Here is a 13,346-nt window from a genome sequence, read left to right as displayed (position 1 = left end):
TGTCTGCTCTCCAGTTTACCAGCGGCGCTCGAAGCGGCGGCGAAGGATCACGGCAATGATGTTCATTGTCATGAGAAAGAGCAGGAGGATGATGATCCCGCCCCAAGCACGTTCGTAATAAGCGGGGTCAGCACGCTTGGCCCATTCATAGATCTGCGCGGGCATGGCCGAGTTCGGTGCCATGAAGCCTGCGGCAATCCCGTCGGGCATGTTGGAGGCGATGTAGCCCACCATGCCGATCAGCAGCAGCGGCGCGGTTTCCCCCAGAGCCTGTGCCAGCCCGATGATGGTGCCGGTCAAAATCCCGGGCATGGCCAGCGGCAGCACGTGGTGGAACACCGACTGCATCTTGGAAGCCCCGATCCCGAGCGCGGCATCGCGGATCGAGGGCGGCACGGCCGACAAAGCGGCCCGTGTGGAAATGATGATCGTCGGCAATGTCATCAGCGTCAGCACCAGACCGCCCACCAGGGGTGCGGATTTGGGCAGGTGGCCGAACTGGATGAACACCGCAAGGCCCAGAATACCGAAGACAATCGAGGGCACGGCCGCGAGGTTGGAAATATTGACCTCGATGATGTCGGTCCAGCGGTTCTTGGGCGCGAATTCTTCGAGGTAGATCGAGGTCGCAACACCGATGGGCAAGGACAAAACCAACACCACCAGCATCATGAACAAGGAACCGACCATCGACACACCGATTCCGGCCTGTTCGGGACGGCTTTCCGACGCATCGGCCCCGAAAATGAAATCCCAGTTCCACGTCCGGTTGACGACCCCTGCCGTGCGCAGCGTGTCGATGATATCAAGGTGGGCTGCATCGAGGTTCTTGTCGCGTGCCAAGGCCTCGCGGGTCACCCGGCCCTTGAGGTAGCCATCCACGCGGCTGGAAGCCAGCAGGCGGAATTCCACCGTTTGCCCGACCAGCTCGGGATCGTCGAGCACAGTCTGGCGCACCTGCCCCGTGGCCGAGGCCGACAGGATATCGGCCAGCTTCTTGGGGGCCATATCGGTGGTGATGCCATTCTGGCTGACTTCGGTTGCAAAGGCGTTCTGGATCAGCGGCGCATAGCCAAAGGTCGTGGTCTTGGCCATCTCGGCCGGATCGCGGTTGCCCTGTTTGTCGACCACCGCCGGATCAAGATAGACAGGCACGGTGACAAAGGTCTGGGTGTAGGCGGGAATGCCGTTACCGATGATCGACACCAAAAGGGCGGCGAGAAAGGCAAGGCCAAGGACGATGGCTCCGATGCCGTAAGCTTTGAAACGGGCTTCGGCGCGGTTGCGTTTCTTGGTGCGCGCATCCGTCGTCAGGATCGACGATTTGGGCGCGGCGGAGGGGGCGGGTGTGTTGGCGTCTGCGAGCGACATCAGTCGTACTGCTCCCGATATTTGCGCACGATGTAGAGTGCAAAGATGTTGAGACCGAGGGTCATGACGAAAAGCGTCATCCCCAACGCGAAGGCCACCAGCGCTTCGGGCGAGGCAAAATCCGCATCCCCCGTGAGCTGGCTGACGATCCGCGTGGTCACGGTGGTCATGGCGTCCAGCGGGTTCATCGACAGGCGGGCCGCAGCCCCTGCCCCGAGCACGACAATCATCGTCTCGCCAATGGCGCGCGAGGCCGCCAAAAGGATCGCCCCCACGATGCCGGGCAAGGCTGCGGGCAGCACCACCTGACGCACGGTTTCCGATTTCGTTGCCCCCAGCCCGAGCGAGCCGTCGCGCATGGATTGGGGCACGGCGTTGATGATGTCATCCGACAGCGAGGACACGAAGGGGATCAACATCACCCCCATGACCAGGCCGGCCGTCATCACCGAGGTGCCACCCTGCATCCAGGTCACGCCGAAGGTGCCGTCCTGTCCGAACAGCTTCATCAACAGCGGACCAACGGTCAGCAGCGCAAAGAGACCGTAGACGATGGTCGGAATGCCTGCGAGCACCTCGAGCAGCGGCTTGGCAAAGGCGCGCACTTTGGGACCGGCGTATTCGGACAGATAAATGGCGGCAAACAATCCCACCGGCACCGCAACAATCAGCGCCACGATGGAAATGTAGAAGGTGCCCCAGAACAGCGGAAGAATGCCCAGTTCGGACCCGCCCCCGAACGACGGGGCCCAGGTGGTGCCAAAGAAGAAATCCATCGCCGGATAGAGACCGAAAAAGCGGATGGTATTGCCCAGAAGCGACAAAACGATGCCCACGGTTGTGAGAATGGCAATCATCGCCGCCAAAATCAGCAGGCCTTTGACAACCCGTTCCACCGTGTTGCGCGCCCGGAAGTCTTTGGTGATCTGCGACCAGGCGACAAAGCCTGCCACCAGCGCCACAGCAAGGACAACGCCGCTCATCAACCAACTGCCAATCGCGCTGACATGGCGCACGGCCTCGGCGGCGGCCAGCATATCGGGGGTGACCTGTGCCGCCACGGGCACGCCGGCGCTGACCGAAAGCGCGCGCACATCGGTGGTGGTTGCGTCCAGCGCATTGGCATCGGACGCCGAAATCAGCCCCTGCGCCACGGCGCGGTTCAGACCTTCGGCGACCCGTTGCACATCGGACATGATCAACGACAAAGCGCCCGTGTCAGCATAGCTGTCGGGCGAAATATGGGAGGATGCGACTTGGGTTGCGGCCAGCGGTTGCAGCAGCAGCCAGATCCCGAGGATCAAGACAGCGGGCAAAAGCACCGCGAGCATGACATGGTTGCCATAGTAGACGGGCAATGAGTGGAGGTTGCGAACATCCCCCTGCGCGTCGGCCATTGCGCGGGAACGACCCGCGACAAAGCCCGCAGCAGCGAGGATGAGGACAATCACGAGAAGCCAGAGAGCGGGCATGGGTCTCACTTTGCGATGGCGCGTTGCAGGTCAAGCTCGAGCGTGCCGGCCCGAGCTTTTCGTCGAAACGGCGGCGCAAGAAATCCCGCGCCGCCGCCAATGGTAAAAGGCGTTTGGCCTAAGTTTTGGCCTGCCTTGTGGCCTGCCTTAGTTCATGGTGCCCATGACGGTTTCGTCAGCAACCGAAGCCTGCGTTGCAGCAAGTTCGGGGTCGGACACGAGGCCGTAAGCCGAGAGCGGGCCATCGGGGCCAGCCATGTCGTCGGACACGAAGAACTCAGCGTATTCTTTGAGACCGGGGATCACGCCGATATGGGCTTTCTTGACGTAGAAGTAGAGCGGGCGCGACACGGGGTAGTCGCCGGACGCGATGGTTTCGGTGGAGGGCTCAACGCCCGACACTGTCGCCACTTTCAGCGTGTCGGTGTTGTTCTCGTAGAATGCCAGACCAAAGACGCCGATGCCGTTGGGGTTGTTGCCGATCCGCGCAAGCGTTTCGGTGTAGTCGCCGTCGATGTCGACCGACATGCCATCGGTGCGCACCGCCATGCAGGCGCCTTCTGCGTCATCTTCGGACATCCCGGAGGCGATCATCGCTTCCATTGCGCCGGTGTCTTCACAGCCTTGCAGCAGCACTTTTTCTTCGAACACTTCACGGGTGCCGTGTTTGGTGCCCGGAATGAAGGCTGCGATTTCAACGGCGGGAAGCTCGGGGTTCACCTGGTCCCAGGTGGTCACCGCGTTGTCGGCCAATGCGCCGTCAACCAGCGTTTGCGCGGTCAGCGCGCTGTAGATGTCGGCTGGGGTGAAAGCGGTGAACTCGGGGCCGTTCAGCTGGCTTGCGAACACGATGCCATCATAGCCGATGCGCACTTCCATGATGTCGGTCACGCCGTTGGCCGCGCAGGTTTCGACTTCGGAGGATTTGATGGCGCGCGATGCGTTTGCAACGTCGATGGTGTTCTCGCCAACGCCGTCACAGAATTGCTTGAGACCTGCGGAGGACCCACCGGATTCAACGACCGGCGTGGGGAAATCGAAGTTTTCGCCGAAGGCTTCTGCCACGATGGAAGCGTAGGGCAGAACGGTCGACGAACCTGCAACCTGAACCTGATCGCGCGCAGCGGCGGCGGTGGCGGAGACTGCGGCAATCGCCAGCACGGAGGCGGACAGTTTCACAAAGGACATATGTAACTCCTGATGTCTTTCGGTGTCTTTAAAACTCTTCGAGGCGCTTCCTGCGTCTCGTGAGCCGTGACCTAAGGCCGTTTCGCCACGCTTTTGTGACAGCAATGTAACAGGTTTATGACAAAGGTCGCCAGCACCTGCGAAATCCGCCCCGCCTGTCACAGAGCCTTAAGACCTGTGACGGAGTCCTTAACGGCGCAACCCCTTATTCCTTGGGCAAAATAACCGAAAAACAACTGCCCTGCCCTGCGTGGCTTTCGATGCGCAAACGCCCGCGATGACGCGACACGATGTGTTTTACAATCGCCAGCCCAAGGCCCGTGCCGCCCATTTCGCGCGAGCGATGGGAATCAACGCGGTAAAACCGTTCGGTGAGTCGCGGAATGTGAACGGGCGAAATACCCTCGCCCTGATCGGCGATATCAATGCGCAACGCGGCGCCGCGCAGCGTGGGTTCCAACACGTGATTGGTGATGCAGACGGACACTTCGCTGTCCTTGCGCCCGTATTTGATCGCGTTTTCGATCAGATTGGTAAAAACCTGCACCAATTGGTGACTGTCGCCGGGCACGACGGCGCTGTCGTCACAGCCCTCCATGCGGATGGTGACGCCGCGCGCCTCGGCCTGCGGACGCAGGGTCGAAATACACGCGCGCAAACTGCCCGCGATATCAACCGCTTCTGTCGGGCGCATCCGCTCTTCTGATTCGACGCGGCTGAGCGACAAAAGATCCCCCACCAGCCGGTTCATCCGATGGGCTTCGCGGTCCATGATCCCCAAAAACCGGTCGCGCGCGCCGGCATCATCGCGTGCCGGACCGCGCAGGGTTTCGATAAATCCCATCATCGCCGTGAGGGGCGTGCGCAATTCATGGCTGACATTGGCGACGAAATCGCGCCGCATCTGCCCCGCCTCTTGCAGCGGCGTTTCATCTTCGAAACAGACCAGAACCCCCTTGAAGTCGCTCAGCGACAGGGGCGTCACATGGGCGCGAAAGCTCATGTCGCGCGCGCCATCTGCCTTGCGAAAACTTGCCTCGCCCGCCTGCCCGATCCGCAACGCGGCTTCGATGACATCCAGCAACATCGGCTGGCGCAGCGCGGTAATATAGGGCCGCCCCTGCCCGATGTTTTCCAGCAGCTCCTCGGCACGCGCATTCGCGGCCGCGATCCTCTCGTCTATGGAAATGGCCAGAGCGGGCAATGGCACCGCCGCGACCAAAGACTGCGCACTGGCATGTGCCGAATTGCTGGAGATCGTATCACTGGGCATGATCTGTCCTGACATAGTGTCTTGCGGGCCGCTGCTCGGGCAGAGACGGTGCCTGCAGGTTTCTCCTTTCAGGCGCGGCCTGTCAAATGCTGCCGCCCCCTGTTCGCGCCGCGCGCTGCGGGGTGAAGCACGGTTTATCCGCGGACTGCGCAGCGGGTATCAGGCGCGAGCCTGCGCAAAAAATGTAACACTTTTGCAAAATGCGATGATTTGCAAATGTGAAATCCGATATTGCATTTAGGAAAAATTATACGCTTCAATAGGTTCAATGACCAACCAAAGCGGGAATCGCTGATCGGCATGACGATTATGATGACACCACCAACGCCCCTCTATGCGCAATCGACCTCCAGGAAACCCGACCAGAACCAGACCCGCATTCTGGTCGTTGGCGAGGTTGCGCGCTGGCGGTTGAAAGGTGGCGCCATCATCGATGAACCCGATCTGCACTATGCCGACTTTTACGAACTGACCTTTGACCTCATGGCGACGCTGCGCCCCGATGTCGTCTTGTCGCCGGTGATTTGCGCGGCCTTCGACTGCCTCGATCTGGCGCAGCGCCTCTCGCAGCTCGAATTTCGCGGCCTGTATCGCAGCGTAGCCGTCGGCCTGCCGCGCCCCGAAATCATCAAGCGCGAAGTGCGCGGCCTGTGCCCCGATATCGATTTTGATTTCCTTGCCGATGACGCCCTCAGCCCGACGCTGAACTAGGCCGCCTCAGTCAAGCGCCACCAACCTGTCGCGAAACAGCCGCGCGCGGGTTTGATAATGCAGCGCCGAGGCGCGCAGCCCGTCGATCTGCGCAGGCTCCAGGGGGCGCACGACTTTGGCAGGGACGCCCATCACCAAAGACCCGTCGGGTATCTCGCGCCCTTCCGTCACCAGCGCCCCTGCCCCGATCAGGCAATTCTTGCCGATTCTGGCCCCGTTCAGCACCGTTGCCCCCATGCCGATCAGGGTATTGTCCCCGATCACACAGCCATGCAGCATGGCCTTATGGCCAATGGTGCAGCCTGCACCAATGTCGAGTCCAAAGCCCATATCCGTGTGCAACACGCAGTTTTCCTGAATATTGCTGCCCGCGCCGACCAAAATGACTTCGTTATCGCCGCGCAGCGTCGCGCCAAACCAGATATTGGCCCCCGCCTGCAACACGACCTTGCCGATGACATTGGCATCGGGCGCAATCCAGACATCTCCGGTTTCCGGCAAAACCGGCGCGTGGTCGTCCAAGGCATAAAGCGTCATCTGGGCCCTTTCTGGCGCATCGCGCCTAAGCGTCGCGGTCTTCGAATTCCTGAAATTCCGTTTGCAGGCTGCGCACGAAGGTGACCAGCCCGGGTTGTTGGGCGCGGCGCATACGTTCCGCCGTCACGATCACTTTAAGCTTCTCGAAACTCGCGTCCAGATCGTCATTGACCAGCACGTAATCATAGCCGTCCCAATGGCTGATCTCGTCCCAGCTTTTTTGCATCCGCTTGGAAATGACCTCGTCACTGTCTTGTCCGCGCGTTTCCAGGCGGCGGCGCAATTCGCGGATCGAGGGCGGCAGCACGAAAATCGACAGAACATGGTCGCGCAGGCTTGAGTTGGAAATCTGCTGTGCCCCCTGCCAGTCCACATCGAACAACACATCGCGCCCCGCCTCGATCGCCTCGCGCACGGGGGCGGCGGGCGAGCCGTAGAAATTGCCAAACACATGGGCATGCTCAAGCATCTCCCCTTGTGCGACCATCGTTTTGAAGTCGGATTCCTCGACGAAATGATAATGCTCGCCGTCCACTTCGCCGGCGCGCGGGCTGCGGGTCGTGGCCGAGACCGAAAACCGCAGGCTTGTGTCCCAATCCATCATCCGGCGCGCGAGGGTGGATTTGCCGGCCCCCGAAGGCGAAGACAAAATAACAAGCAGGCCGCGGCGCGTGTCGGTCATGAAACAGTCCTTTGGGCAAAGTCACGAAAACTTAGGTGTTTTGGCCATCCTATAAACGGCTGCGCGCTGGCGGGCCAGAGGAAGTCCCCCGCAGGTCAAACAGAATCGCCCCCCCTTCCCGCCCGCGCATCCCCCAGCCAGTGCCCACAGGGCGCCAATTTACAATTGCGGCAGCCCACCCGCCCCGAGGACCGCGTTAACCATGTTCTGTGCCACAGTTGCGCCTTATTTCTCTAAATTCCCGCCTGAAAAGAGAAAAAACAGACCGTCCCGAAGGGTGCATATCTGCTATGCGGCATGTGCAACGCGGTAGAGCCAAAGAAATTTTGATCCAAAGACAGCGATCGGTCTTTGGCCGCAACTCTTTCATATTGCGTCAAAAATATCTCGGCTTTGGTCAATTCGCGCCGGATCCGGGCGCGTAACCTCCCGATTTCACCTCAAATACGCGCCCGAACATTAACCATTCGTTAGTTTTTCTCCCCAAATGGGGCAGAGTCGTGGCATATTGAGGACAAGGCAAGATTGCTTGCCACATGTTAACTTCCGCCAGACCGAAAACCGGACCCCGATGTCCATGGGTTTCCAGCGGATCGATTGAATAGGTGAACGTCGTGAAAATTGAATATGTCAGCGGATCGAACGTCGTGTCTTTCATGCCGCGCAAGGCAAGCCCCTTTCCCGCCCTCAAAGAGGTCGAAGCCTATTGGGAAGGCCTGCGCAAAGGGCGCCCCGTGCCTGCGCGCTCGGATATCGATCCGCGCGGGATGCAATCGGCGCTTGAATATGCGTTCATTCTGGAACGCATCGCCCCCGGCGTGGCGCGCTTTCGCCTTGCGGGCATGCATCTGACCGACCTGATGGGCATGGAGGTGCGCGGCATGCCTTTGACGGCAATGTTCACCCCCGAAAGCCGCACCAAAATCGCCGCCGCCCTTGAAGCCGTGTTTGAAGGCCCGCAGATCAGCCAGATCACGCTGACCGGCGAGCGCGGCATCGGGCGCGGCCCGCTTGAGGCGCAATTGCTGCTTTGCCCGCTGAAATCCGACCTTGGGGATGTGAACCGCGTGCTGGGCTGTTTCCAGTCCCACGGTGCCATCGGCCGCCAGCCGCGCCGCTTTGACGTCAGCGAAGTGATCGCGCGCGACATTCTGAGCGACAGTGCCACCCCCGATCTGACCCCGCAGGGCACCATCGACCCCGCCGAGGCACCGCGCCCGACCCGCACGCCCCAAGGTTTTGCCGAAGCCAAGCGCGGCTTTGGCCCCGAGCGCGCCCGCCCGCCCCTGCGTCTGGTCCACAACGAGCAGGAATAAAAACGGCGGGGCTGCGGCCCTGAACGCGCGCAGCACGTCGCGCGTTGACACATAGGTTTGCCTTGCCTTTGCCGGCGGCGTAAGACTGCGACAGAGCCAAAGACCGCGCTTGACGGCCTTTGGTCGTCGCAGTCCCATCTAAATACGCCATCCAAGAACGCAAGGCATCCGCACAATGGACATTACCTATCAGGTCGAACCCTCTCTTTCTGCTGAGGAATTTCAAACGGTGTTGCGCAGTTCCGGTCTTGCGGCGCGCCGCCCCGCCGATGATCTTGCCAAGCTTGCGGCGATGATTGACGGCGCGCAGATCATCGTCACCGCGCGCGATGGCGACAAAATCGTCGGTGTCGCCCGCTCGATCACCGATTGGGCGTTTTGCCTGTATTGTTCGGACCTTGCGGTGGATGAAAGCTATCAGGGGCATGGCATTGGCAAGCTGTTGTTGAAAATGACCGTCCGCCAAGCGCCCGATGTCGACACCCATCTGCTGTTGTCCGCCCCCAAGGCCGTGACCTTTTACGAACACGCGGGCTACACCCGTCACGACGCGGCATTCATTTTTCACAAAGGCGTTTAACGGCTGCGCACAACTACCTGTTTCCATTAAAAAAGCCGACCCCCAAGGGGTCGGCTTTCTCGCGTAATCAAGCATCAGGCCTCCCCGCCTTTTGCGATTACGACAGCTCTTAGGCGTTCACGACCGCCGCCTGGTCCTGTTTGCGTCTGGACAGTTCTTCGGCCACGAGGAACGCGAGTTCCAGCGATTGCGAGGCGTTGAGACGCGGATCGCAAGCGGTGTGATAGCGATCCGACAGGTCCTCATCGGTCACGGCGCGCACGCCGCCGGTGCATTCGGTCACATCCTTGCCGGTCATTTCGACATGAACACCGCCCGGAACCGTGCCTTCTGCGCGGTGGATGGCAAAGAAATCCTGCACTTCGGACAAGATCGCATCGAAGGGCCGCGTTTTATAGCCCGTCGAGGATTTGATGACATTGCCGTGCATCGGATCGCAGGACCAGACGACATTCGCGCCCTCATCCTGCACCGTTTTGATCAGACGTGGCAGGTTATCGCCCACTTTGCCCGCCCCGAACCGCGCGATCAGCGTCAGACGCCCCGCCTCGTTTTCAGGGTTCAGCTTGTTCATCAAGACCTTGAGGTCCTCAGGCGTCGTGGTGGGACCACATTTCAGACCGATGGGATTGGCCACGCCACGGCAGAATTCCACATGGGCGCCGTCAGGCTGACGGGTACGATCCCCGATCCAGATCATATGGCCCGAGCCCGCAATCGTCTGGCCGGAGGTGCTGTCCACACGCGTCAGCGCCTCTTCGTATTCCAGCAAAAGCGCCTCGTGAGAGGTATAGAAATCAACGGTTTGCAAGTCGGGGTTGCTTTTACCCGTCATGCCGGCCGCCTTGATGAAATCCAGCGTATCCTGAATCCGGCTCGCCATGTCGCGGTATTTTTCCGCCTCGTCACGCTCGGTAAAGCCCAGGGTCCAGGCATGCACGCGGTGGATATCGGCAAAACCGCCTTTGGAAAAGGCACGCAGCAGGTTAAGCGAGGCAGCGGCCTGCGTGTAGGCCTGCAACATGCGCTGGGGATCGGGGATACGCGCCTCGGGCGTGAAATCGAACCCGTTGATGATATCGCCACGGTAGCTGGGCAATTCCACGCCGCCAATGGTTTCGGTGGGGGCCGAGCGCGGTTTGGCGAATTGACCCGCCATACGCCCCACTTTGACCACGGGCACTTTCGCGCCAAAGGTCAGCACCATGGACATTTGCAGCATGACTTTAAACGTGTCGCGGATCAGGTCCGCGCCAAATTCGGCAAAGCTTTCCGCACAATCGCCGCCCTGCAGCAGAAAGGCCTCCCCCCGCGAAGCGGCGGCCAGTTGCGATTTCAGCGTGCGCGTTTCACCGGCAAAAACAAGCGGCGGATATTTGGCAAGCTGTGCTTCTACAGCAGTCAGCGCGGCCTCGTCCGTATAGACGGGCATCTGCACCCGAGGCTTGGAACGCCAGGCAGTTTTGACCCAATCTTGCATGTTTCTCTCCGAAAATTATCTGTCTCAAGCTGTGTTTCGGCGCGGTGCGACAGGTCAGAATTAACCTGATGTTAGCGCTGATAACGAGATGCTTATATTCGCGCTCTCGCGACAAGAAAACCCATAAAAGCGGGCCAAATTTCGCGCAACTGCCTAAAGGCTGGGCGAAATGCGAAAGATCGCGCCGCGCGTCTCGCTGATAAACCACAGCGTGCCATCCGGCGCACTCACCACATCGCGCACACGCTCGGTTTCGGGCCAGGACAGGCGTTCTTCGCTCCAGCTGTCGGGATCAATGTGGGAAATATAGTCGAATTTCAGCGATCCGATGAAATGATCGCCCTGCCAGTCCTCAATTTGCGATGTGGTGGCAATGGCATAGCCCGAGGGGGCCATAGAGGGGTCCCAATAGAACTGCGGCTGGGTCATGCCCTGTGCGGCTGTCCCTTGGGCAAAGCCGCTGCCGTTATAGTTGGTGCCAAAGGAAATTTCCGGCCAGCCGAAATTCGCGCCCTTTGCGAGGCGGTTGATTTCATCCCCGCCTTTGGCGCCATGTTCTGCGATCCAGATCTGGCCGCTGGCATCCATCGCCGCGCCCTGGGGATTGCGGTGCCCGTAGGACCAGATGTCGGGCTGCGCCTTGGCAGTATCGACAAAGGGATTGTCACTTGGCAGTGAGCCGTCACGGTTGATCCGCACGACTTTGCCGTTGTGGCGCGACAGGTCCTGGGCAAGCGGACCCTCGCCGCGCTCGCCGATGGTGAGGTAGATCGTTCCATCCGCGCCCTCAACGATGCGCGAGCCGAAATGCTGCCCCGCGCGGCTGCCCTGCGACATTTGGAAAATATCATCGCCCGTCAGGCTGTTGCTTTCCAGATCGAGCCTGCCCTTGAACAGCGCCGTGCCCGCGCCCCCCGCCATGGGTTTGGCGTAGCTCAGGAAAATCTCGCCGCTGGTCGCGAAATCGCGTGGCACCATGACATCAAGCAAGCCGCCCTGCCCGGAATCGCGCACCTGCGGCACGCCGCTGACCGGCACCATCGTGCCCCCCACACCGCGCAGCAACCGGCCGGATTTTTCGCTCACCAAAGTGGACCCATCGGGCAGGAACGCCAGCGCCCAGGGCATGTCCAGCCCCGTGACGATCTGCGTGACCTCCACAGGGCCGCTTTGTGTGGCGCGCTCCACCGCATCAGCGGCAAGGGGTGCCAGCAAGGTTCCCACAAACAGCGGGCCGAGGGTCATCAATCGCATGGTGGCTCTCCAAAATATCAGAATGTCGGTTGCCCCAGTTTAGGGCCTTCGGCACGAATGTGGCATCACCCCTGCGCGAGGTAGCTTGTTGCCTGCAAGAATTTTCACCCCGACGCTGCGTAAAGCGACAAAAGCAACGATTTAGCCAAAAGGCCATGCGGCGGATATCTTTCCAATTGGTAAAAGCTTGTCTAGGTTTGCCCACAGGAGCCGCGCCAAAGACGTGCGGCCCAGAAAAGTCTCAATATGGGAGAGATACATGAAAAAGCTGCTTTTGGCCTCTGCGGCCACGATGATTGCTGCAGGTGCGGGCTATGCCCAGGACAGCGAAACGTTGAATGTCGGCGTGATTCTCGGCTTTACCGGCCCGATCGAGTCGCTCACCCCCGGCATGGCTGCCAGCGCTGAACTGGCCCTGACCCAGGTCAACGACAGCGGCGCTTTCGAGGGCTACACACTGGCCCCCGTGCGCGCCGACAGCACCTGCACTGATTCTGCCGCCGCAACCGCCGCGGGCGAACGCCTTGTGACCTCCGACAATGTCGTCGCCATCATGGGCGCCGATTGTTCCGGTGTGACGGGCGCTGTTCTGGCCAATGTCGCCGTTCCCAACGGTGTGGTCATGGTGTCGCCCTCGGCCACTTCGCCCGCGCTCTCGCAAGCCGAAGACAACGGCCTGTTCTTCCGTACCTCGCCCTCCGATGCGCGTCAGGGGGAAATTCTGGCAGATGTGCTGGAAGAAAAAGGCATCGAAAGCGTTGCCGTGACCTATACCAACTCCGACTACGGCAAAGGCCTGTCGGATGCGTTTGCGGCGAATTTCGATGGCGAGATCACCATCAACACCAGCCATGAAGACGGCAAAGGCGACTATTCCGCCGAGATCGGCGCATTGGCCTCTGCGGGCGGCGACGTGTTGGTCGTGCTTGGCTACGTCGATCAGGGCGGCAAGGGCATCATGCAGGCAGCCATCGACACCGGCGCGTTTGACACCTTCCTGCTGGGCGACGGCATGTACGGCCAAAGCCTTGTCGACACCTTCGGCGCGGATATCGACGGGTCCATCGGGATCGTGCCCTGGTCCGAAGGCGAAGGCACCGAAGCCTTCAACGCGCTGGCCTCCGAAGCCGGTATCGAACCGAGCGGCGCCTACACCCGCGAAAGCTACGACGCGGCGGCCCTCATCGCTCTGGCTCTGGCCGCAGGCGAGCCGACACGCGAAGGTGTGAAAGCCAACCTGATGGCCGTTGCCAACGCGCCGGGCGAGCCGATCCTGCCGGGCGAATTGGGCAAAGCCATCGAAATTCTCAAGTCGGGCGGCGACATCGACTATGTCGGCGCAACCAACGTCGAGCTGATCGGTGCGGGCGAAGCGGCAGGCAGCTACCGCTACTACACCATCACCGATGGCGATTTCGAAACCGTCGAAATCCGCTAAAATTTTGGAAAACTGCAAGGTCCGGCCCTGTCACAGGGTCGGAC

Annotated in this window: 12 protein-coding genes; 4 read left to right on the top strand and 8 right to left on the bottom strand. The window is 60.6% G+C overall.

What is annotated here, in order from left to right; translation table 11 throughout:
• Positions 1-15: 15 nt before the first annotated feature.
• The 4 genes from pstA to AQS8620_RS07605 form a co-directional block, all read right to left on the bottom strand.
• Positions 16-1,371: a phosphate ABC transporter permease PstA gene (gene pstA / locus AQS8620_RS07620; RefSeq protein ID WP_085836264.1), complete on the bottom strand. Its 1,356-nt coding sequence runs from the start codon at positions 1,369-1,371 to the stop codon at positions 16-18.
• Positions 1,371-2,843 carry a phosphate ABC transporter permease subunit PstC gene (gene pstC, locus AQS8620_RS07615; RefSeq protein WP_085836263.1) on the bottom strand — a complete coding sequence of 491 codons (1,473 nt, stop codon included), beginning with the start codon at positions 2,841-2,843 and terminating at the stop codon, positions 1,371-1,373. Before pstC ends, pstA begins: the two co-directional genes overlap by 1 nt.
• A 147-nt stretch (positions 2,844-2,990) precedes the next feature.
• Positions 2,991-4,031 carry a PstS family phosphate ABC transporter substrate-binding protein gene (locus AQS8620_RS07610; RefSeq protein ID WP_085836262.1) on the bottom strand — a complete coding sequence of 347 codons (1,041 nt, stop codon included), beginning with the start codon at positions 4,029-4,031 and terminating at the stop codon, positions 2,991-2,993.
• 205 nt (positions 4,032-4,236) lie between these two features.
• Positions 4,237-5,304: a sensor histidine kinase gene (locus AQS8620_RS07605; RefSeq protein WP_085836261.1), complete on the bottom strand. Its 1,068-nt coding sequence runs from the start codon at positions 5,302-5,304 to the stop codon at positions 4,237-4,239.
• 312 nt (positions 5,305-5,616) lie between these two features.
• On the opposite strand from AQS8620_RS07605, the gene AQS8620_RS07600 reads away from it, so the two are divergent.
• Entirely contained in the window at positions 5,617-6,015 is a 399-nt protein-coding gene (locus tag AQS8620_RS07600) for a hypothetical protein (protein WP_143267471.1), read from the top strand.
• Between the two features lie 6 nt (positions 6,016-6,021).
• Here the strand turns inward: AQS8620_RS07600 and AQS8620_RS07595 are convergent, their stop codons facing one another.
• Both AQS8620_RS07595 and gmk read right to left on the bottom strand, forming a co-directional pair.
• Complete coding sequence (locus tag AQS8620_RS07595; protein ID WP_085836259.1) at positions 6,022-6,552, bottom strand: gamma carbonic anhydrase family protein; 531 nt, start codon at positions 6,550-6,552, stop codon at positions 6,022-6,024.
• Between the two features lie 25 nt (positions 6,553-6,577).
• The gene (gene gmk / locus AQS8620_RS07590) at positions 6,578-7,234 is read right to left on the bottom strand and encodes a guanylate kinase (RefSeq protein WP_085836258.1); all 657 of its coding nucleotides are present in this window, start codon (positions 7,232-7,234) and stop codon (positions 6,578-6,580) included.
• Positions 7,235-7,848: 614 nt separating this feature from the next.
• Here gmk and AQS8620_RS07585 point away from each other — a divergent pair.
• Both AQS8620_RS07585 and AQS8620_RS07580 read left to right on the top strand, forming a co-directional pair.
• Positions 7,849-8,550: a PAS domain-containing protein gene (locus AQS8620_RS07585; protein WP_085836412.1), complete on the top strand. Its 702-nt coding sequence runs from the start codon at positions 7,849-7,851 to the stop codon at positions 8,548-8,550.
• Between the two features lie 175 nt (positions 8,551-8,725).
• Entirely contained in the window at positions 8,726-9,130 is a 405-nt protein-coding gene (locus tag AQS8620_RS07580) for a GNAT family N-acetyltransferase (protein WP_085836257.1), read from the top strand.
• Positions 9,131-9,239: 109 nt separating this feature from the next.
• Here AQS8620_RS07580 and AQS8620_RS07575 read toward each other — a convergent pair whose 3' ends face one another.
• Entirely contained in the window at positions 9,240-10,610 is a 1,371-nt protein-coding gene (locus AQS8620_RS07575) for a class II 3-deoxy-7-phosphoheptulonate synthase (RefSeq protein ID WP_085836256.1), read from the bottom strand.
• Between the two features lie 153 nt (positions 10,611-10,763).
• Positions 10,764-11,864: a PQQ-dependent sugar dehydrogenase gene (locus AQS8620_RS07570; protein WP_143267470.1), complete on the bottom strand. Its 1,101-nt coding sequence runs from the start codon at positions 11,862-11,864 to the stop codon at positions 10,764-10,766.
• A gap of 259 nt (positions 11,865-12,123) precedes the next feature.
• Here AQS8620_RS07570 and AQS8620_RS07565 point away from each other — a divergent pair, with 259 nt between their 5' ends.
• Positions 12,124-13,302, top strand: a complete 1,179-nt coding sequence (locus AQS8620_RS07565) for an ABC transporter substrate-binding protein (RefSeq protein WP_085836254.1) — start codon at positions 12,124-12,126, stop codon at positions 13,300-13,302.
• Positions 13,303-13,346 lie beyond the last annotated feature (44 nt).

The organism is Aquimixticola soesokkakensis (assembly GCF_900172375.1).
Lineage (GTDB): Bacteria > Pseudomonadota > Alphaproteobacteria > Rhodobacterales > Rhodobacteraceae > Aquimixticola > Aquimixticola soesokkakensis.
This window is presented reverse-complemented; position numbering and strand designations above follow the sequence as displayed.

Excerpts from the sequence above, each read along its gene's own strand:
- AQS8620_RS07565 (WP_085836254.1), top strand. The coding sequence starts at position 12,124 with ATGAAAAAGCTGCTTTTGGCCTCTGCGGCCACGATGATTGCTGCAGGT.
- pstA (WP_085836264.1), bottom strand. The coding sequence starts at position 1,371 with ATGTCGCTCGCAGACGCCAACACACCCGCCCCCTCCGCCGCGCCCAAA.
- gmk (WP_085836258.1), bottom strand. The coding sequence starts at position 7,234 with ATGACCGACACGCGCCGCGGCCTGCTTGTTATTTTGTCTTCGCCTTCG.
- AQS8620_RS07605 (WP_085836261.1), bottom strand. The coding sequence starts at position 5,304 with ATGCCCAGTGATACGATCTCCAGCAATTCGGCACATGCCAGTGCGCAG.
- AQS8620_RS07575 (WP_085836256.1), bottom strand. The coding sequence starts at position 10,610 with ATGCAAGATTGGGTCAAAACTGCCTGGCGTTCCAAGCCTCGGGTGCAG.
- pstC (WP_085836263.1), bottom strand. The coding sequence starts at position 2,843 with ATGCCCGCTCTCTGGCTTCTCGTGATTGTCCTCATCCTCGCTGCTGCG.
- AQS8620_RS07580 (WP_085836257.1), top strand. The coding sequence starts at position 8,726 with ATGGACATTACCTATCAGGTCGAACCCTCTCTTTCTGCTGAGGAATTT.
- AQS8620_RS07610 (WP_085836262.1), bottom strand. The coding sequence starts at position 4,031 with ATGTCCTTTGTGAAACTGTCCGCCTCCGTGCTGGCGATTGCCGCAGTC.
- AQS8620_RS07600 (WP_143267471.1), top strand. The coding sequence starts at position 5,617 with ATGACACCACCAACGCCCCTCTATGCGCAATCGACCTCCAGGAAACCC.
- AQS8620_RS07595 (WP_085836259.1), bottom strand. The coding sequence starts at position 6,552 with ATGACGCTTTATGCCTTGGACGACCACGCGCCGGTTTTGCCGGAAACC.
- AQS8620_RS07570 (WP_143267470.1), bottom strand. The coding sequence starts at position 11,864 with ATGCGATTGATGACCCTCGGCCCGCTGTTTGTGGGAACCTTGCTGGCA.